The following is a 20,339-nucleotide window of genomic DNA, read 5'->3' as shown; positions in this document are numbered from 1 at the left end:
AAAATTCAAAACAAATGTGGCGGGTTCAAGAGGTGCAGGATGCCAAACAACAAACATGAAAATTCTGAAAGTTACATTTACCCTGACGGAGGGGAAGCCATCACCATAGCGTTGATTGGAGAGACTGAACCTTACCCCGGATACTGGCAGGCCAGTGAAGACGGTGTGTTGGAACGGGGAATCAAAATAATTTCCAAAAAAGGCTTGAACGGCAGCTTGCTTGATGTAGGCTGCGGCTTTGGAAGGCTGCTCCTGAAATTCTCAAAGTATTTTGACTCACTGTATGGAGTTGAGCCTGACAAGGAAAGATACGAAGTATGCAAAAAAAATATTTCCGAATGGGGTATGGAAGAAAAAGTAAGGCTGTTCAATGGAACTGTTGACATGCTCGATGACAAGCTGCGCTTTGATGTTATACTCTGCAGCCATGTAATTCAGCACATTCCGGAACAAATATCCGGCCAATTGCTGAAAACCTTCAGAAAGCTGCTTAAGGACAACGGACTTCTCATACTCACCACTTCACACTCAGATACAAATGAGGATATTTATCTGAAAAATTATATAAATACTGAAGGTAAACGGGCGGAAGCAAAGATTTCACAGAAAGAATTCAATTCCTTTGAGAATAAAAACGGAATCCTGCCCACAAAAATGTTTTCCTGGCATAATTTGCAGAAGCTGCTTGAAGCCGGCGGATTTCATGTCATAGACTCAAGGGTGTACCATGATAACAGGGGCAGCAGGTACGTACATAAGCTATTTGGAACCGACAGGCTTATCAATACCCTGGGCAGCTTGAAAAAAACTCGCGGGAGGGATATTTGTGTTATTGCAGGACAGGATTGATTTCAGGGATACGAGCTGCGTCCTTCTCACCAGCGCAAAATTCAGGTTCAGGCCCGTAGTCTTGAACAAGCTGATAAAAAGACTTGAAGACTACTTCCATCTCCCAAGGTGGAACAAGGACAGTTATTATGCCAGGGAATTTCTAGAGTATAAGAACATTGTCTTTAACAAGGAATTCAAGATAGATTCCGAGTTAAAAGTGAAGCTTGGAAGGTTCAATTTCGATCTTACATATAATTCAAAAAAGAAGAAATATTCTGTAGATGTTTTTGCATTCATATATCCGGTAATAGATGTTGTCAACCTGTTCTACTGTATTCCGCTGGAGGATATGACGGTGGATGAGCATATTTATTTCCGCAAGGCCATCCAGTTTGACAAATTTAAAAAGGGCAGTCTGAAACTCCATAATACCGGTTTCTTAAAGACCGCCAATGAATTTGATTATACCGACTTCGGCTCCATAACCAGGGAGATTTACCGCATATTTGTCGAGCTGTCCGGCTACAGGAGATACAGGGTTCTTCACACCCTTGCCTGCCTTGGGAAAAAGCTTGCTTTAGATTTGCAGGAGCGCTTTTGCAAGACTGGAACAGGAACAGAAAAGGACGGTGCAGAGAAGAATAGTGCAGAAAAGAACGAGAGTAAAGGCCACAGGAGCCTGCAGAAGTTATATATTGAGCACCTGTTTGAAAAAATAAATATTGAAAAGCTGCTGCTGTTGGAAATCAGAGATATCCCGGATTTTGGAGGGAATTGCGCCCAGGACAAAGATTTTAAGGAGTACTATGCCAAAAAGCTGTACGGCCTTCTGGTATGCGACGAAGGCTATGACTTTGTTCCGGAGGGCACTGTTGGAAATGCAATAGATGAAAGCTTTGGTTCCAGAGATTTTTTCAGGGTATATGCTTCAAATATCGGTGTGGTGATGTTCAACCTGATAAATTGTGAATGCAGAATAAAATATAATGATTTTCAGAGGGAAATAGGGGAAAGATTTCAGGACAACAGTTCGGGAATACTGACCCGGAACCCTGAAATTGCAGGTTTGGAGCATGGGGCATTGCTGGCCATGGAAGAATCCATAAACTTGCTTACCATAATCAATTCCAACATGAGAAAGAGTTATTTGTCCCATAACAAAAAGATATCCAAAATCATTGACAATAGAAGAAAACTCATAGAAATTATTAATCTTATATCAAGTATAAATATAAATGAAATAACCAACTTAAAAAACCTGATGCTAAAAAAAATAGGAATACTGGCATTTGTGTCAAAGGTCAGAGAAAGATTGGATATTGCGGAAAATGACACATTAGTGATATATCAGAGAAGAAACAATTTCCTGGTCATGATAATCACAGTACTGGGAGTATTCTTTGCTGCCATGAGTATTTCAGAAATAAAGTCCGGAATTGTTGAATTCCTGAAAAACCTGCTTATGGGAAGCTAAAGTACCGGGAGGTATGATAAGGCCTCCCGGTACTTTTATTTTCACGGGAGGCTTACCAAAGTCAAACTATTGACTTGTTATTCAGTGCAGCTTGGCAATTCAAGTATGGCCTTAAACAGGTCTCCGTCAATACTTATTTTAAAGTTTCCACCCTGCAGCTCCGTGAGGCTTTTGGCAATTGAAAGTCCAAGTCCCGAGCCCTCGCTGTGCCTTGAGGCATCACCTCTTTTGAACCTTTCCATCAATTCATCCTCAGTGACATTGAGCTCATAGGCTGAAATATTCTTCATCACTATATTTATCCTGTCGCTTACCTGATTGACATCTATATATACCCTCGAACCGGGAAGAGCATATTTAAACACATTAGACAAAAGATTCTCCATAACTCTCCAAAGCAGTTTTCCATCGGCCATTACATATGCATTTTCCGCCGGAAAGCCGGTTTTAAAGGTCAGGCCGGAGGCTTCGATCTTATCTGAAAGCTCTCCCAGACCTTGAGAGACAAGTGAAGCAACATTGAGTCTTTCCAGATTTATGGCAATATTACCGCTGGTCGCCTTGGCAGCTTCAAATAAATCTTCTGTAAGACTTTTAAGCCGTTGAGATTTCGAATCGATTATACCAAGGTACTTATGTGCGTTTTCAGATTCCAGTCCTTCATTCTTTAAAAGATCCACATAGGTTATGATTGAGGTGAGAGGTGTTTTCAAATCGTGGGAGACATTGGTAATGAGTTCCGCCTTCATTCGCTCCGCCTTCACCTGGCTGCCTACGGCATGTTTCAAGCCGTCGGCTATCTGGTTGATACTTCCGGCCAAAGTCCGCAGCTCAGGGATACCCTGTTCGGGAATGTTGTAGGTCAATTCACCGGCCCTTATTCTTTCTGTGCCATCTTTTATATTTATGAAGGTCTTGAAATTTTTCAGCAGGAAGTATACAGCTACAACATTAACGCCAACTATACCCGCCAAGCCAAACAGAGCTCCCATATCCCCCCCTGATGCAAACAGGATCAGAGTGAAAAATAATATTATAAATGAATATCCGCCGAAAATCAGAATAAGTCTCATTGCCAGAGGACTTTTACCAAAAACTCCGCTTATATTTCTTTTAATCCCCGCTGCAAGCTTGTTCAGCCACCTAAAGAACCATCTGAGAATCCTGTAAATCAGGGTGTGTCTTATAACCTCTCGCCTTTTAAGCCTTTTTACGAACATTGTGGTGAACAAAATACCAATTAATGTTCCGATTGCAATAATTACGCTGAATATTACATATATGAGACTGATGTTATAGCGGAGGTTATCCCTGTAGAAGTATGGAACGAACTGCGCCATAGGAGTGATACAGAGCGCAATTGCGGGAATGCTTATGGCCAGTGCGATATCAAGATATACCATATCCACGGTAATCAATTGTACCCCGTCGGTGCCGGGACGCCTTCCGGAGGAATATACCAGATAAGAAAGGCTTATTAATACCAGCAGCAGACCCAGGGAAGAGGTTTTAACACCTGCAAGCCCCCTGGCCACATTCTTTTCAAAGCTTGAAACCTCGGTCTGGTATCTTTCCTGGGACATTCCAAAATAAACGGTGGTATCTGAAGGTATGAAATAAGGCGAGTAGGAATAGTTTCCGAAGAAAGAGCCCCAGTTGCTCTGTGTAAGCTTTACTGAGATGGGGAGGGTACTGTAGTAGTTTTCTGCCGACCCGGCCGCTACATTGGTAAGTGTGTTTTTGCCTGCCTGGACCACAGTATAATATATTCCGTGATAATTCTTAAGATTTCCCAACTGGGCTTTGTAATCTGCAAGCTGCTGGTTTATTGCATCTTTTTCAACATCACCCAGAAGCTTGTCATATTTTTCATTTATTTCCTTTATGCTGTTATCTTTCTTTTCTTTCAACTGTTTGATTTTCTCCAGTATGTCATCATTTTTCAGGCCTGATATAATATCTGAACCGTCTGATACGTTTCCATCCGAGTCTATTGTAAACTGCCGGTCATTCAGGTAGCCCTGGTATGTGTTTACAGATTCATAATAGCTGCTTTCCGCCTGTTGGAGTTCAGTTTCCTTCTGACTTCCCAGATAGGATTTTTTGTCTGCTATTTCAGCTTCGTTAAGTGCTGAACCTGCTTTTATATTTTCTTCACTTTTGTAATTAAAGGCCAGGACTGAGATGTGATAATAGACCTGCTGAAAAATATTCTTGCTTGCCATACTTTCCCTGAATTCTTTATTCTGGATGGCTTCTTCGAAATAAGGCGCCTGCAGAAGCCCATACGCAAGGGTTATCATACCTGAAACACAAATGATTACGGCCAGGAGCTTAAACCAGACCGAATATCTATAATTTTTCGATTTTGTATCCAATTCCCCACACCACCTTTAAATATTTTGGTTCTTTAGGATTAATTTCTATTTTTTCACGAATTCTTCTAATGTGCACAGCTACAGTGTTTTCGGGACTAAAGGAGGGTTCGTTCCAAACCTGTTCATATATCTGGTCAATGGAAAAAACTCTTCCTGCATTTTCACATAAAAGCTTTATTATTTTGTATTCCACCGGAGTCAGCCGTACCGGCTCACTGTCTACCCGGACTTCCTTTGCAGTATCGTCCACAACCAGTCCGCCGGATTTGTATACACCTGTTTTGGGGACAAAACTCCCAAGTGAGACATATCTCCTGAGAAGTGATTTTACCCGGGCAAGCAGTTCCAAAGGGTTAAAGGGCTTGGTTACATAGTCGTCAGCGCCCAGATTAAGACCCAGTATCTTATCCGTATCCTCGGATTTTGCACTTAACATCAATACCGGAATATTATACTTTTCTCTGATTTTCATGGTGGCCCTTATGCCATCCATTACCGGCATCATAATATCCATAATGACCAGTTGTATTTCGGCTCTGCTGAAAACCTCTATGGCCTCAGCACCGTTATAGGCCTTAAACACTGTGTAGCCGTCGTTTCTCAGATATATTTCTATTGCATCCACAATTTCCTTTTCGTCGTCGCAAACCAGAATATTCACGTTAACCTCCGTAATTAATGCACCCGGTATTTCATTGCCCAGCCCGGAGCAGATGGTGTTGCCTTTCCTGCCGGCCCTTATCTATTCTTTCCCGTTGACAATACATATCATTATATCACATCCCCGCATTTTGAAATTTTGTGGCTTCTGCCTGCTTATCTATATTGAATACTATCAATGGTATCTTTCAAACTTATTGACAAATTTCTTACAATTTTCTTAATTAAATTGGCTGTGGCAAGGGAGCAAGGTAAATGCTAAAATGAAGTAAATGTATAGACCGGTGGTGAAACGGGCCTCCAACAAGAAACCGGATGATTTTAGGAGGTAGTTTGAAAGAAACTGAAAGTTTGGAAAACTAATGCACAAGTGCCTGTTTTTTAGGTACTAAAAAATAAATGGCACGTGTGATAAATTGAATTTAAGCCCATAAAAGATTTCATTGAAATTTTTGTTTCTGTTTTGGGCAAATTCATTTTGCACGAAGCAGAAATGGAGCTTAAATGAAAAAGATACTGCTTATACCTGATTCCTATAAGGGAACCATGTCTTCAATGGAGATTTGTAAAATAATGAAGAAAGCAATTTACAGGCACTTTCCCCATGCCGAGCTGGTGGCCGTTCCTGTGGCCGACGGCGGGGAGGGCAGTGTGGATGCCTTTCTGGCTGCTGCCGGCGGCAAAAAGGTCCATCTGAAGGTAAAGGGTCCGTACTTTGAAAGCCTGGACAGCTTTTATGGGGTTTTGCCTGACAACACAGCCGTCATTGAGATGGCTGCCGCCGCCGGACTGCCTCTGGTGGGAGAAAACAGGCATGCAGAGCTGACTACAACCTACGGGGTTGGACAGCTTATAAGGCATGCTGCCGAAACAGGCAGCAGAAAAATAATAGTGGGTTTGGGAGGAAGTGCTACAAATGATGGGGGCACAGGTGCCGCAGCCGCTCTGGGCGTGAGGTTCCTGGACCTGGACGGAAACGCTTTTATTCCTGTGGGTGAGACTTTAAGCCGGATTGCCAAAATAGATATTTCAGGCATAACTCCTGTATTAAGGAGTGTGGAACTTGTAGGCATGTGTGACATAGACAACTCCTTATGCGGGGCCAAGGGGGCGGCAGAGGTATTTGCTCCTCAAAAGGGTGCTAATGCTGATATGGTTAAACTTCTGGACAGAAATCTGGGGCACCTGGCGGATGTCATTGAACGTGATATTGGGAAGGACATAAGAAATATACCGGGCGCAGGGGCAGCAGGAGGCATGGGAGGCGGAATGGCAGCCTTCTTCGGCGTCAGGCTCCAGCCCGGTATAGAGACTGTGCTGGAGGCGGTGGGCTTTGATTCTCTCTTGACAGGCGCAGACCTGGTCATAAGCGGAGAGGGCCGGATTGACAGCCAGTCATTGAGGGGAAAGGTAGTAATTGGCTGTGCCAGGCGGGCAAAAGCTGCAGGAATACCTTTGATTGCTGTGGTGGGAGACATTGGTGACCATATTGAGGAAGCCTATGCAGAAGGAGTCAGCGCCATTTTCAGCATAAACAGTGTGGCAGCACCTTTTGAAAAAGCCAGGGAACGCTGCAGAGACGATTTGGCCATGACGGTTGACAACATAATGAGAGCCTTGAAATTATATGCATAATGAAGTTGCTCTGATGATTTCAATATATAAAAACTCCCGGAAGGGAGTTTTTATATATTGAAATCATATTTGAAAATATTTTGAAAAGGCTCAGCACTGACAGCCTTGGTTACAACTGTTCCATTCAGGACCAGCCTGTGCCCGCAGCTTTCGCATCTGAAAGTAAGGCTGTTCAATTTTTCAAGTTCTTCCTGTGGAAGATTCAATAGAACACTATTGCATATACAACATCTTACAGTACAAAAATTCAAATTTTTCCCTCCAATCCTAAAATAAGTATATTCTTAGATGTATGATTTTGTACCGGTTTTTAGAACAAAAAAATAAAAATAAGGCTATAGAATATATTACATTATTTCCCATAAAATGGAACTGCTTGTCTCAGGGTAATACCTGGTTTTGGTACAAGCCAGTAATATTTTATGAATTTTTGAATATAGTTTTATAAATTTAATGTTTGGCAGTTGGTTGAATGGAGGCATGCATATATGAGAGAAATTGCGAGGTTTGATGGAAATTCCATATACGGTGATGCAAATGTGTCAAAAAGTAAAGGCAATTTTTCAAAATTACCTATAATACTGTGTGCAATTGCGGGCATTTTAATAGGAGGCCTGGCCTTCAGGGCGGCAAACGGCAAACTGAGCATTGAGAGTCTCAGCGGGGGAGTGCGGCAGCTTGAGGCGGGCGGCAATAAAACGGCCCACACCTTTGAACTGGCAATGGATATTCTGTTTAAAGCCTTCGGAATGGACCGGTATAATCCCATTACCATATTAAACAGCAATTCCCCCTTCTTTGAAGCATACTACAAGAATGATTACCTGAAATTTATAGCGCAGAAGGAGCAGGAGGAGCTCCAGAAAAAAATAGTTGAAAGCCGGGAACTGCAGCCTGAAAAGCAACCGGAGGCGCTGCCAGCCGGCACCGCAGGAAATACAGCCGGAGGTGCGACAGCCATGGCCGAAGCAGGTGATGGGTTTAAAGAGGCGTCAAGCAGCATCACCTTTGAGGGGGATGTGCAAAACAGCGACCAGGAAAAAAATCCTGTGGTGACAAACGGAAAAATAAAGGTGGTTAATGAGACAAAGTACAATATTGATATAAACAAGCTGCTAAAGGAACCACTTAAGCTGAACCCGGTCAAAACCGGGCCCCAGATATTTGTATACCATACCCATACCACAGAAAGCTTTCTGAAAAACATTGGTCAGATTGGTGACAAAAGTGTTCCGTCAAGAACCAGCGACAGCAATTACAATGTTGTAAGAGTGGGGGATGCACTCATAACAAATCTTAAAAAACTGAACGTAAATGTCATACACAATAAGACCATACACGATAAGGATTATAACAGCTCCTACGTCAAGTCGCTGAGCACACTTACAGATTATGTGGGAAAATATCCTTCCCTCAAAATGACTATCGACCTGCACAGGGATGCAGCGGGCAGCGAAAAGCTGAGGGTGGTAAAAAAAATAAACGGCAAGGACTTTGCGCAGATAATGTTTGTTATAGGAACAGATTCCAAGCTTGAAAACCCCAAATGGAAGGAAAACCTGAAACTTGCCTTGAAGATCCAGTCCCGGCTGAATGAGCTGGCACCGGGTATAGCGAAACCGACATATATCAGCAAAAACAGGTACAACCAGCATTTGACCAACGGCTCTGTTATTATTGAAATCGGCGGTGACGGAAATGTTATAGATGAATGTGTCAGGAGCACAACTTATTTGGCTCAGGCAATAAATGACGTAATATATAAAAACAAATACTGATGATTAAATTTACTGCTTCAGGTCAAAAATAGATAGCATCAGAATGTTTGTCCGGAGGCTGCTTTGGCTAGAAAAATAAGGTTTAGAAAGATAAGAATCTATCATTTGAAAATACTGGCGGTTATTATAATGTTTTTATTTGTGGTCATAGGAGGACTTGTTGCCGTTGATATAACTAAAAGCAATGTCATGAAGGGCCATCCGCAGTTGGAAATGGTTAAGATAAGTGAGTTGGACGAGGATATTTACAGGATATCTGTATTTGATGATGCTTTTAACCTGAATCTGAAATACTTGAAAAGGGAACTCAGCAAGGTGAAAAATATTTTCAGATAGGAAATAAAGTAATAGGAAGTAAAGGTTTAAACCTGCGGGTGTCAAGTGTTATTAATGTAACCTTTTTGTTACCAATGGTCTTGGATATTATGTTAATATTTGCTCATACAGCTATTATAATTATTTTGCTAAGGATAAATATTGTTTACGAGGGGATTTGATGCAATGAAGAAATTAATTTCACTGGTTCTGGCAATTCTGTTGTGTTTCACCGGGTTTACCACACTGGAGGGAGCAGCCTCCGGCAGCACTGTAAAGGTTGAGGCAAGAAAAATTGACCGGCAGGAAGACAGCCTGGACATAAAAATAATATATCCATTCCTTGAAGGGTTTAAAGCAGCATCCCAATTGAATGATATCATTCAAAAAAGAAACATTAGTGCAATTGGAGCTATTAAAGAGGCTCAAACCTTTATTGATGACCTGAAGGCGACCCAGAAAGCTGACGGAGAACAGGTAACAACCATGAAAGCGGCGGTTGAGTCTTACTTTGACTACAATTTCAGCGGCAATATACTGTCCATACTTATAAACTCCTATGATTATTACGGCGGTGCCCACGGGTCCTCCTACATGGATAGTTACTCGGTAAATACAAAGACAAATGAGATATATAATTCTTTCAATTCCCTTTTTAACAGCGGCAGCAATTATAAAAAGGCAGTATTGGATAAGTTGAACAGGCTTATTGATAAAAACAAGGATTTATACTTTGAGGACGCAAAGAAAAGTGTTGCTGCCAAGAACAGCAATTATAAATTTTACATTGACGGGAATAAGCTTGTTATATATTTTGACTTATATGAGTTAAGACCTTACGCAGGAGGGATCCCCGTCTTTGAAATTAATGCCGGGGAATTGAAGGGACTGCTGAAAAATGACGTATATTCCCAGATGATAGCTGCCAAGCCGCTGGAAAAGGTCAGATTCAACGGAACAAGCCTTTCTCCTCAGCTAAAGACCTATGAACAGGAATATGTACTGATGGTTCCCTTGCAGGATATTGCAAAGCTTTTGGGCTACAAAGTGACCTGGGATGCAAAAAAAGGCTGGGGAGTCGGCGGAGGCTTTGTAAAGAATAAGGAAAGCAGCTTTTATTCCAGCAAGACAAACGGCAGCGTGAATCTGGGGTTGGCTGCAAAAGCTGTTGGAAACACCATGTATGTGCCCCAGTCGTATTTCTCAATGGTTCTTAAGGAGGATGTATATTACTACGGGGATGCATTAAGAATATACAGGATCAATCCGGCAAATCAGAACACCTTTGAAAAGCAGATTGTGGAGCTTGTGTCTCCCAAAACCTCCCAGGAAGCTGTAAATATGTATGCCGCAGCAGTTAAGGAAAGAAAGGGTGCAATTCAGTACGCATTGTATTCGGATGCGCTAAAGGCTGCCAGGAAAGCAGACCTTGAGGATTTGAACTGGGTAACAGGTGTCTCAAGTCCATGGGTGTCCGGCTATGAAATAAAAAATACAGGCAAGGACAGCTATGCCATAACCTTCCACTGGGCAACCTCCACAGGCAAGGCCGGTGACAGTGTCACAAGCGTAAAGGCGGAAAAAATCAGCGGTCAGGATTACTGGCAGATAACAGAGGTAAAGGAATAGTTCGGCGGGTTTATTTTAAGAATAATAAAATGACAGTCAATTGTATGGTAAGTTTGAATATTTATCATGCAATTGATTGTTTTATTTTTTTCGGTAAATAATAATAATTGTACATTTCACCGCAACGAAAACCCCCGTTGGCTTATGCCGGGCGTTGTTATTATCCTCAAAAGTTTACGAAAGTTACAAAAGAGCAGTAAACTTTTTGCGGTAATAACGGCTAAGGAAGATAATAGAGCCGCAAATAACCGCAACAAAACCCGTTGCGGTTATTTGCCGGACTATGATATAATGAATTGCTAACTATGTGTGAATATTTGGAACAAGCTGTGGAGGATTAGGAATGCCAAGTGAAAGACAAAAATATATTAGGAATTTTTGCATAATTGCTCATATAGACCATGGTAAATCGACGCTTGCAGACCGGTTGCTGGAGAAAACAGGTGTGCTTACGTCCAGGGAAATGCAGGAACAGGTTCTGGACAATATGGAACTGGAAAGAGAAAGAGGCATTACAATAAAGGCACAGGCCGTACGTATGGTATATAAGGCTCCTGACGGGCACGAGTATATTTATAATCTTATTGACACTCCGGGCCATGTTGATTTTAACTATGAGGTTTCCAGAAGTCTTGCCGCCTGTGAGGGGGCTATTCTTGTAGTTGATGCCGCCCAGGGCATAGAGGCACAGACTCTGGCAAACGTATATCTTGCGCTGGAGCACAACCTGGAAATAATGCCTGTGATTAATAAAATAGACCTTCCCAGCGCACAGCCTGAGGTTGTGAAAAAGGAAATAGAGGATGTCATAGGCCTGGATGCGTCTGGCGCTCCCATGGTATCGGCCAAAAACGGTATAAATATTGAAGAGGTCCTTGAAAAGGTAGTGCACATGATTCCATGCCCCCAGGGGGATGAGGAAGCTCCGCTGAGAGCGTTGATATTTGATTCCTTTTATGACAGCTATAAAGGTGTTATTGTATACATGAGAGTTAAAGAGGGTATCGTGAAGACCGGAGATATCATCCGTATGATGTATACCAAAAAGGAATTTGTAGTTACCGAGCTTGGCCATCTGAGGCCGGGAGGCTTGTCTCCCGCAGAAGAGCTTAAAGCAGGTGATGTAGGATATATAGCGGCAAGTATTAAAAATGTCCGGGATACCAGAGTAGGTGATACAATAACCCTGGTGGATAATCCCGCCCAGGAGCCGCTGCCGGGTTACAAGAAGGTAAATTCCATGGTGTTCTGCGGCATATATCCCGCGGATGGTTCAAAATACGGTGATTTGAGGGATGCCCTGGAAAAGCTTCAGCTAAATGACGCGGCTCTTACCTTTGAGCCCGAATCCTCTGTGGCACTCGGGTTTGGTTTCAGGTGCGGTTTCCTTGGTCTGCTTCATATGGAGATAATCCAGGAAAGACTGGAAAGAGAATACAATTTCGATCTGGTAACTACGGCCCCAAGTGTAATTTACAAGGTCACTACCACCAATGGGGAGGTGCTTACCATTGATAATCCTACAAATCTGCCGCCCGTCACAGAGGTGGACAGTATGGAGGAACCCATAGTAAAGGCTACCATAATGGTTCCTACGGAATATGTGGGCAATATTATGGAGCTTTCCCAGGAGAGAAGGGGCGTTTACAAGGATATGTCCTATATTGATGAGGGCAGGGCCATGCTGATCTATGAAATGCCTTTAAATGAGATAATATATGACTTTTTTGATGCCTTGAAATCCAGAACAAAGGGCTATGCCTCCTTTGATTACGAGCTTATTGGCTACAGGGAGTCCGATCTTGTAAAGCTGGATATGATGCTCAACGGCGAAGTTGTTGATGCCCTGTCCTTTATAGTCCACAGGGAAAAGTCGGTATCCAGGGGCAGGAGAATGGCTGAAAAACTTAAGGAATCAATACCCAGACAGATGTTTGAAATACCCATACAGGCCTGTATCGGAGGAAAGATTATTGCCCGTGAAACAGTAAAAGCTTTCCGAAAAGACGTTTTGGCCAAGTGTTACGGCGGTGACATTACCAGAAAGAGAAAACTGCTTGAAAAGCAGAAGGAAGGCAAAAAGCGCATGCGCCAGGTAGGCTCCGTAGAAGTACCCCAGGAAGCATTCATGAGCGTACTGAAACTGGATTGATAGAAAACATTATATAAAGGGCATTGGAGCAATCCGGTGCTCTTTGAATATTTTTGGAGGCAGGGAATGAAGGAAAAGCTGTTATGGCTTCAGAATTATTTAAAAGAGACCTATGACACTCCCATACTTGAGAATTTTTTAGGTCTTGAGGTTTCAGCCCTTGAAGAGGGAAAAATAGTATATACCGCTAAGATAGTGGACAGGCACTGCAACATGTACGGTTTTATCCATGGAGGCACTCTGGCCTCCGTATCCGACATTGCCATGGGTGTAGCATGCATTACTCTTGGCAAAAAGGTTGTGACAATTGATATGAACATAAGCTATATAAAAAATGCGCCGGCGGGAAGCATAATAACAGCCATAGGCCAGGTTGTCGGCAACGGAAGGACCATAATGAGGGCCACAGGAGAGATATACTGCGAACAGCAGTTGCTTGTCAGGTCCCAGGCCTCGTATTTTGTGACGGGGGAATTTGGCGAGGGCCGGTGATTATTGTGTTATGGGTTGACTAATAATTGGGCTGACTCACAATGAGGCTATGGCTCTTCCAGTACTTGCACTTTAAATTTTCAGGCAGCTTATTAAGAATCCCTTTTTTAGAATTAGGAAGAGCCTCGTTTTCAGTTTTTATCAGTATAGTTGTTTTCCTCTTTATCAAAGTCTCTATATTTGTCTAAGCAATAACATATAACATGTATAAATTATTATTAATCTTCACTTCCAAATATTCCAGTAAAGTCATATCGAATAGTTTTTAATGATAAGGTAAAAATAATAAAATAAATCAGGTTTGGAACAACTTTCAAAAGCGGTTGTTCCCTGAGTTCATCAAATGCACTTTAATTTCGCCGTAAAGTTAAGTCATATAAAAAAATGAAAGGATGGATCTGATGAAAGCTGTGATTATGGCAGGCGGGGAAGGGTCACGTTTGAGACCGTTGACCTGTAATCGGCCCAAGCCTATGGTACCAATTGCTAACAGGCCAGTAATGGAACATATTATAGAACTACTCAAAAAGTATGGTATTAATGATATTGCAGTTACCCTTCAGTATATGCCCGAAATTATAAAGGATTATTTTGGTGATGGAAGTGAATTTGGAGTAAACTTGAAATATTTCACCGAGGAGGTTCCCTTGGGAACAGCCGGAAGTGTAAAGAATGCAGAGAAATTTTTAAATGAACCCTTTGTTGTCATAAGCGGTGATGCATTAACGGATATTGATCTGGAAAAGGCGCTTGCCTTTCACCGGGACAGGGGAGCTGTTGCAACACTGGTTTTAAAGAGAGTTGAATGTCCCATAGAATATGGTGTGGTGGTAACCGACCAGACTGGGAAAATAACCAGGTTTCTTGAAAAGCCAAGCTGGGGCGAGGTTTTCAGCGATACGGTAAACACCGGTATTTACGTCCTGAACCCTGAAATTCTGGAGTATATTGAGCCCAACCGGATGTTTGATTTCAGCAAGGATGTTTTTCCTGTACTGCTGAAGGAGGGCCGGCCTATGTTTGGATTTGTCACCGGGGATTATTGGTGCGACATAGGGGATTTGGAGGCGTATGCAGGAGTACACAATGATATATTGGACAGAAAGGTAAAAATAAATATAAATGCAAAAGAAATACGCCAGGGTGTATGGGTTGGCGAAGGTGCAGTAATTTCCAGGGAGGCAGGTATAAAACCTCCTGTTTTTATCGGAAAAAATACTGTAATAGCCGAGAACTGCAATATCGGAAGCTATACTGTCATAGGGGACAATAATCATTTGTCTAAAGGCAGCTCTGTAAAAAGAAGCATACTTTGGAAAGGCTGTACTCTCAAGGAAAATTCTCAGATAAGAGGAAGCCTTTTGTGCAACAGGGTCAGGATGAACACCAGAGCCTCAGCCTTTGAGGGAGCTGTAATCGGCGACAGTTGCATCCTTGGAAAATGTGCATCCGTTAAGCCCGGTGTAAAGCTGTGGCCCGAGAAACGGGTGGAGGCCGACACTGATGTATGTTCCAACCTGGTGTGGGGCTCAAAATTTACCAAAAACCTTTTCGGCAACAGGGGGATTTTGGGAGAAATCAACGTGGATATCACTCCTGAATTTGTTTCAAGGCTGGGAGCCACATATGGCTCTATATTCAGCAAGTCTTCCAAAATAGGGGTGAGCTGTGATGATGCGGATGCCTTGAAGATGCTGAAGAATTCCCTGATTTCAGGCTTGCTGTCCACGGGGGCTGAGGTGTACGACATAGGCACGGCAATTTTACCTGTAATAAGGTCTGCCATAAAGTTTTACGGCTTAAGGGGCGGGGTGCACATATCTGCTTCAGGCCAGGGACAGGATATGCTGGTAATAGATATTTTAAACAGTTACGGCAGCAATATTGACAGAGGCGAGGAACGGAAAATCGAGAATACCTTCATACGTGAGGATTTTGTAAGGTGCCCGGTAAATGAAATCAAGCCGGAGGTCAAAATACCGGATCATTGCATATTTTACAGCCAGAGTATCCTAAACGGAGTAAAAGCCAGGGAGCATAATTTCAAAGTGGCTATTATCGCCAAATCCCAATTGGTAAAAACAATCGTGGAAAGAACCCTTGAAGGGCTGAAATGTAATTATGCCTTTATAAATCCCAGGCTGGAAAGCAATTATAGGAAGAAGGAAAGTCTTTTTTCAGATATAAAGACACTGACCACTACCGTCAGACAGGGGAAGTTTGATGTGGGTGTATATCTTGACAATTCAAGTGAAAAGATGATGCTGGTTGATACAAAAGGCAGGGTAATATCTGATGATCTTTTTATGGCGCTTATCAGCCTTATCCATCTGAAGTCTGAAAAGGGCAATACGGTTGTAGTCCCTTTGAATACCAGCAATGTAATTGAAAAAATAGCAGTTGAACACGAGGGAAGGGTAATCAGGACAAAGACCTCGACTCAGGAACTGATGAAGAAAATGGTTTGCGATGAGAATCCAAAAAATATAACTGATTTTTTTACAATGAATTTCGATGCTGTTGCGGGACTTGTTAAGATAATCGACTTTATGGCGCAAAATGAAATAAGGCTGGAAGAAATGGTGGACATGATACCTGACATTCACATTCTGAAAAAAGAGGTCAAATGTCCCTGGTCATCAAAAGGAAAGGTTATAAGGGCAATCATCGAAGAAAATGACGGAGACAGCCTTGAAACCACGGAGGGTGTAAAAATTCTCGGTGACAAGGGGTGGGTGCTGATTCTGCCAGATGCTGAAAAACCGGTTTGCAAGGTGATAAGTGAGGGGTATTCAGAAGAATATGCCAACGAACTTACAGACATATATGTGAATAAGGTGAAAACCATCAGCCAGGATAATGTGAGCAGCAGTTGACTGTTTATGAAAAATGATATGAAATAAAAGGAAATGTCCTTTTGGCCCTGTTGTCGGAGTAAATCCTGCTTCAGGGCTAATTATTTGTATTTTTCCGGCTTAAGGCGTATAATTTACATTGAAGGAATGCATATTCTATGCTTTAACGGGAGGAGTAATGAAACCGGTAATCAGATTATTTTCATTTATTATTGTCCTGATTCTGTCGGTCACAGGCATGTCAGCCACAGTTTCAACAGCCGGAACGCAGATAAAGTCACCGGGCATATATGTTGCCCTGGGAGATTCGATTACTTCAGGCTATGGTCTGGAAAGCTTTACAAATAATGATGCGAAGAATAGAAGCAGTTCTTATAATTTTGTTACAAAGCTTGGCAAAAAGCTGGACATGAAGACCGTGAATCTTGGAGTGGAGGGGATTACCAGCACTGCTTTGCTGAATTCCCTGAAAAAGCCGGCAACGGCGGAACAGAAGAATGCAGTGGCGCAAATAAAGGATGCCGGTCTGATAACTCTTTCTGTGGGAGGAAACAATGTTTTCATACCCTTGCTAAATGCTGTAAACGACCAACTGGGCAAGGGGAAGAGTATTTTTAATGCCGGTGCTGCAGAAATTCAAAATGCAATACTGCAGCTATTGTTCAGCGAAACACAGCTAAGCAAACTGAAGGCAAATATTTCTGCGGGAGCAGAGGCTTTTGCGGGAAATGAAAAATTACATAAATCCGGTGAGCTTTCTGAAATTATTGGGACAATAAAGGCTTTGAATCCAAAAGCAAAGCTTGTGGTTCAGACAATTTATGATCCGTACGGTTTTATATTGCCTGATACGGTGGGGAAGGCAATTGATACCATGAACACCGCAATAATCAAGCAATCTGGCAGCGGGAAGAATTATATTGTGGCAGATGTCTGTTCCGCTTTTGAAAAGGCAGGAAAGGGAATGCAGCTCTTAAATGCAGATTCCGGCAAAACCTTTGACCCCCACCCTACGAAAAAGGGGCATGAAGTCATATATACCCTGATGGCGTATGCGGCAGATAACAACAAGCTTCCCTATGCATTGAAAGCCAATGTGGTAAAAGGGTCGGCGGCTGCCGTTATATCCGGAGGCGAGTTCAGAATAACAATAACTCCCTCAAAAGGCTGCAAGCTGCCCCAGATCATTTATCTGACCGTTGGGAAAAGTGTAAAGTACAACCTCACTTTAAAAAATGCCACAGCAGTAATACCTGTGGCAAAAATAAACGGAGACATAACAATAACCGCAGTCTGCACAAAATAGAAATAGAAGGCCGGACAGGACAATACCCTCTATTGACAATGTACAATACGTTTTTGAGCGGCGAATTTGGCTTGCGGCTGCGTTGAAGCCGCTTGCAAGGCACAAAGCATTCCTTCGCGTCTTCGCCTTGTCGCAAGCCAAATTCTCTCCCTCAAAAATCTCCGACCTCACGCCGAGATATTTTGTCAACTTTCGAGGCGGATGGACGCAGCCTTGCTTGACGCAAGGCAAGGACGACAACAAAGAAAGGTGGCAAAATAGCCGACGTGAGGCGTGTTATACATTGTCAATAGAGGGTAGCTTTAAGGCATAAAAAATCCGGGTATTCCATTTTTATGGAATGTCCCGGAATCACCTGGGTTACATTTCCCCCACTGGGTCATAGGTTCTGTCCGCCACCGGCTCAAAATAAAAGTCAATGAATAACGGAGTCTTGCCATTCAACTGGTCAGCCTTGACAGGAGAGGTATAAAAAGCTATCCTGTACTCAAATTCCGGTTCTTTCACCCGGTCTCGGGCATTTTTGTCATAGGGCATATCCTCAATCTTATAAATCCCTTCGTTTTCCATCTGCCTTATAAACCAGTTCAGTTCATCGTCATCATATACATCCATACATGGTATATTGCCTTTTTTCATTTCATCTATAATTTTTGACATTTCTCCGGTTTGAAATCTTACCTGGTAAAACATTGTTGTTCCTCCTTTGTGTTTGAGTGCAATTATAGTGGATATTAACCGCATGCAAGAATTATATAATAACTATACCACATATCCATGCCGGCAATCAAAAAAGATATATCGCTCCGGTCTGGTAAAATGACTGTTGCTGGGATAATATAAATTGAGTAACATTATAAATCAACGCGTTGTAATAGTTAATACCGGAGGTTATACATGAGAGTTTTTTTTGCCATAGAGCTTGAGGAAGAGATAAAGGATTACCTGTTTTCTATGCAGCAGAAGCTGAGGAAAATCTGCAACGGAGGTAATTTCACCCATAAGGACAATTTTCATTTGACTTTGAGGTTTATGGGGGAACAAAGCGAAGAACAGCTTCTGAGTCTGAAAAATGCTTTGACTGCGGCGGCCTCTGAAGCACAAAGCTTTGAATTAAGGCTGTGGGGCCTGGGGGCGTTCAACAAGGGAAGCAAAAAAATAATCTGGACAGGTCTTGAAAAAAGCAAGGAGCTTCAAGGGCTGTATCAAAGCCTGGAGACTGCCCTGGAACAGGAAGGCTATCCACGTGAAGAGCGGAGCTACAGCCCTCATATAACACTGGCCAGGGAGACAAGACTGGAGAGCGGTTTTCTGGAAACAGGCATAATTCCCGTGGAAAGATTATCTGTGAGGGTAGCCTCCATTTCTCTGATGGAGAGTGCAAGAGTCAATAACAGGCTTTGCTATCAGGCCGTCCACAAAGAGGCATTCCGATTCTGAGGCCTGATAGCTGTCAGGTTTGCCATATCAGGTATTTCCAGGCTATCAGGAAAATAATTACACAAGCCGATTTAAATTGAACTGCTTTGCGTAAAATGGTAAAATGGTAATCTGGAAACCAAATACGCATACAAAGGAAATTCCTGATGGAGGAAGGTTGAAGGAAAATTTGAAACATATAAAAATGTGGCACCGATTCCATGCCGTAACTTTCATGGGGTTTTGTGCAAGATGGGGGGCATGGAAATAAATATGACAAAGGCAAATCTTATAAAAGCCCTCTGCATAACAGCAGCATTGGCTTTCATGACCACAGGTACATACGCGGCGGGAGCTTCTGTGTTAAAAATTGACGGAAGGCAGATTAAGGATGCCGTCAGGGAAATCAACGGGAAGCAGTATGTTCTGGTGGACAGCCTCAAAGACAATTTGGAGGGCATAAGTATTACGGGCAATGGCGGCACAGTTGAAATAAATACGGATATCAATAAAATTTCAAATATAATCAATCAGGTAAGTCCCTCGGTGGTGGGTATTATCGGAAAATTGAAGGAAAGCAGCTATGATTACAGCGAGTATACCGACAATCTTGTTTTTGGGACAGGTGTCATATACAGAAGTGACGGATATATTATAACCAATGCCCATGTTGTAAAGGATATGGATTCCATAGTAGTGGTATTATCCAACAGCAAGGCTTATAAAGCCCGGCTGAAGGCCATAGATGAGAGCCTTGATCTGGCAGTAGTTAAAATAGACAAGGGCGGACTCAAGCCGGCGGTTTTTGGAGATATGTCTTCGGTTGCCGTAGGTCAGGAAGTAGTTGCCATAGGAACTCCTCTGTCATTTAATCTGAGAAACTCTGCAACCAGGGGGATAATCAGCGGGATGAACAGGTCGGCAGACGGAGAGTACAGGTTTATTCAGTCCGATGCAGCCATAAACGGGGGAAACAGCGGAGGGCCCTTGGTAAATATGAAGGGGCAGGTTATAGGAATAAACTCAGTCAAGCTTGTGGGCTTTGGCGTAGAGGGCCTGAACTTTTCCATTCCTGTCGATACGGTCAAGTATGCAATAGGGCATTTTGAAAAGTTCGGAAAGATTAAGAGGCCGTATCTGGGCATAGTGTTTTCCGAAAGCATAGCAGCGCAATATGGGCTTCCAAGTGCTGTGGAAGGGCTGACGGTGAGGGATATCAAAGAAGGCTCACCTGCCTCGGAGTACGATATTGAGACTGATGACAAGCTGGTGTCGGTAAATGGGGTGAAGGTAAATTCAATCATTGATTACAATGAGGAGATGAAAAAATACCTTCCTGGCGACAGAGCAGCCCTGAAGCTGGTGCGTGACGGCAGGCAGCTTGTTGTAAATGTTGTTTTCGGTGAAAAATAAAT

General features: G+C 42.6%; 16 protein-coding genes. 12 read left to right on the top strand and 4 right to left on the bottom strand.

The window, feature by feature from the left end; all coding sequences use genetic code 11:
- The first annotated feature begins 39 nt into the window (after positions 1-39).
- Together CLHUN_RS13140 and CLHUN_RS13135 are read left to right on the top strand one after the other, a co-directional pair.
- Positions 40-849, top strand: a complete 810-nt coding sequence (locus CLHUN_RS13140; RefSeq protein ID WP_080065090.1) for a class I SAM-dependent methyltransferase — start codon at positions 40-42, stop codon at positions 847-849.
- Positions 827-2,305 carry a hypothetical protein gene (locus CLHUN_RS13135; protein WP_080065089.1) on the top strand — a complete coding sequence of 493 codons (1,479 nt, stop codon included), beginning with the start codon at positions 827-829 and terminating at the stop codon, positions 2,303-2,305. Before CLHUN_RS13140 ends, CLHUN_RS13135 begins: the two co-directional genes overlap by 23 nt.
- Before the next feature lie 77 nt (positions 2,306-2,382).
- Here CLHUN_RS13135 and CLHUN_RS13130 read toward each other — a convergent pair whose 3' ends face one another.
- Positions 2,383-4,683, bottom strand: a complete 2,301-nt coding sequence (locus CLHUN_RS13130) for a HAMP domain-containing sensor histidine kinase (RefSeq protein WP_080065088.1) — start codon at positions 4,681-4,683, stop codon at positions 2,383-2,385.
- Complete coding sequence (locus tag CLHUN_RS13125; RefSeq protein WP_080065087.1) at positions 4,658-5,344, bottom strand: response regulator transcription factor; 687 nt, start codon at positions 5,342-5,344, stop codon at positions 4,658-4,660. The genes CLHUN_RS13130 and CLHUN_RS13125 overlap by 26 nt, the downstream gene beginning before the upstream one ends.
- Before the next feature lie 503 nt (positions 5,345-5,847).
- Here CLHUN_RS13125 and CLHUN_RS13120 point away from each other — a divergent pair.
- Positions 5,848-6,978, top strand: a complete 1,131-nt coding sequence (locus tag CLHUN_RS13120) for a glycerate kinase (protein WP_080065086.1) — start codon at positions 5,848-5,850, stop codon at positions 6,976-6,978.
- Between the two features lie 50 nt (positions 6,979-7,028).
- On the opposite strand, the gene CLHUN_RS13115 is transcribed toward CLHUN_RS13120, so the two are convergent.
- A complete protein-coding gene (locus tag CLHUN_RS13115) occupies positions 7,029-7,229 on the bottom strand; it encodes a protein kinase (RefSeq protein ID WP_080065085.1) in 201 nt (66 codons plus the stop codon).
- A gap of 237 nt (positions 7,230-7,466) precedes the next feature.
- Between CLHUN_RS13115 and spoIIP the strand changes: the two genes are divergently transcribed.
- The 7 genes from spoIIP (at position 7,467) to CLHUN_RS13080 (ending at position 17,505) form a co-directional block, all read left to right on the top strand.
- Positions 7,467-8,756 (top strand): stage II sporulation protein P, encoded by a 1,290-nt coding sequence (gene spoIIP / locus CLHUN_RS13110; protein WP_080065084.1) that lies wholly within the window; start codon positions 7,467-7,469, stop codon positions 8,754-8,756.
- Between the two features lie 63 nt (positions 8,757-8,819).
- Positions 8,820-9,092 (top strand): hypothetical protein, encoded by a 273-nt coding sequence (locus CLHUN_RS13105; protein ID WP_080065083.1) that lies wholly within the window; start codon positions 8,820-8,822, stop codon positions 9,090-9,092.
- A gap of 165 nt (positions 9,093-9,257) precedes the next feature.
- The gene (locus CLHUN_RS13100) at positions 9,258-10,700 is read left to right on the top strand and encodes a DUF3298 domain-containing protein (protein ID WP_080065082.1); all 1,443 of its coding nucleotides are present in this window, start codon (positions 9,258-9,260) and stop codon (positions 10,698-10,700) included.
- Positions 10,701-11,043: 343 nt separating this feature from the next.
- Positions 11,044-12,852, top strand: a complete 1,809-nt coding sequence (gene lepA / locus CLHUN_RS13095) for a translation elongation factor 4 (RefSeq protein ID WP_080065081.1) — start codon at positions 11,044-11,046, stop codon at positions 12,850-12,852.
- Between the two features lie 66 nt (positions 12,853-12,918).
- Entirely contained in the window at positions 12,919-13,344 is a 426-nt protein-coding gene (locus CLHUN_RS13090; RefSeq protein WP_080065080.1) for a PaaI family thioesterase, read from the top strand.
- Positions 13,345-13,736: 392 nt separating this feature from the next.
- Positions 13,737-16,220: a sugar phosphate nucleotidyltransferase gene (locus CLHUN_RS13085; protein WP_340148337.1), complete on the top strand. Its 2,484-nt coding sequence runs from the start codon at positions 13,737-13,739 to the stop codon at positions 16,218-16,220.
- Positions 16,221-16,377: 157 nt separating this feature from the next.
- Positions 16,378-17,505 carry an SGNH/GDSL hydrolase family protein gene (locus CLHUN_RS13080; RefSeq protein ID WP_080065078.1) on the top strand — a complete coding sequence of 376 codons (1,128 nt, stop codon included), beginning with the start codon at positions 16,378-16,380 and terminating at the stop codon, positions 17,503-17,505.
- A gap of 360 nt (positions 17,506-17,865) precedes the next feature.
- Here the strand turns inward: CLHUN_RS13080 and CLHUN_RS13075 are convergent, their stop codons facing one another.
- Positions 17,866-18,198, bottom strand: a complete 333-nt coding sequence (locus CLHUN_RS13075) for a hypothetical protein (protein WP_080065077.1) — start codon at positions 18,196-18,198, stop codon at positions 17,866-17,868.
- Positions 18,199-18,402: 204 nt separating this feature from the next.
- Here CLHUN_RS13075 and thpR point away from each other — a divergent pair, with 204 nt between their 5' ends.
- Positions 18,403-18,945, top strand: coding sequence for an RNA 2',3'-cyclic phosphodiesterase (thpR, locus tag CLHUN_RS13070; protein WP_080065076.1), 543 nt, complete (start codon positions 18,403-18,405; stop codon positions 18,943-18,945).
- A 240-nt stretch (positions 18,946-19,185) separates the two neighbouring features.
- Complete coding sequence (locus CLHUN_RS13065) at positions 19,186-20,337, top strand: S1C family serine protease (protein ID WP_242656514.1); 1,152 nt, start codon at positions 19,186-19,188, stop codon at positions 20,335-20,337.
- Positions 20,338-20,339: the final 2 nt, after the last annotated feature.

Source organism: Ruminiclostridium hungatei (assembly GCF_002051585.1).
Taxonomy (GTDB): domain Bacteria; phylum Bacillota; class Clostridia; order Acetivibrionales; family DSM-1351; genus Ruminiclostridium; species Ruminiclostridium hungatei.
Note: the sequence above shows the minus strand (reverse complement) of the source record. Positions and strands in the feature narration are given on the sequence as shown.

Excerpts from the sequence above, each read along its gene's own strand:
- CLHUN_RS13065 (WP_242656514.1), top strand. The coding sequence starts at position 19,186 with ATGGAAATAAATATGACAAAGGCAAATCTTATAAAAGCCCTCTGCATA.
- CLHUN_RS13080 (WP_080065078.1), top strand. The coding sequence starts at position 16,378 with ATGAAACCGGTAATCAGATTATTTTCATTTATTATTGTCCTGATTCTG.
- thpR (WP_080065076.1), top strand. The coding sequence starts at position 18,403 with ATGAGAGTTTTTTTTGCCATAGAGCTTGAGGAAGAGATAAAGGATTAC.
- CLHUN_RS13085 (WP_340148337.1), top strand. The coding sequence starts at position 13,737 with ATGGATCTGATGAAAGCTGTGATTATGGCAGGCGGGGAAGGGTCACGT.
- lepA (WP_080065081.1), top strand. The coding sequence starts at position 11,044 with ATGCCAAGTGAAAGACAAAAATATATTAGGAATTTTTGCATAATTGCT.
- spoIIP (WP_080065084.1), top strand. The coding sequence starts at position 7,467 with ATGAGAGAAATTGCGAGGTTTGATGGAAATTCCATATACGGTGATGCA.
- CLHUN_RS13140 (WP_080065090.1), top strand. The coding sequence starts at position 40 with ATGCCAAACAACAAACATGAAAATTCTGAAAGTTACATTTACCCTGAC.
- CLHUN_RS13090 (WP_080065080.1), top strand. The coding sequence starts at position 12,919 with ATGAAGGAAAAGCTGTTATGGCTTCAGAATTATTTAAAAGAGACCTAT.
- CLHUN_RS13075 (WP_080065077.1), bottom strand. The coding sequence starts at position 18,198 with ATGTTTTACCAGGTAAGATTTCAAACCGGAGAAATGTCAAAAATTATA.
- CLHUN_RS13100 (WP_080065082.1), top strand. The coding sequence starts at position 9,258 with ATGAAGAAATTAATTTCACTGGTTCTGGCAATTCTGTTGTGTTTCACC.
- CLHUN_RS13120 (WP_080065086.1), top strand. The coding sequence starts at position 5,848 with ATGAAAAAGATACTGCTTATACCTGATTCCTATAAGGGAACCATGTCT.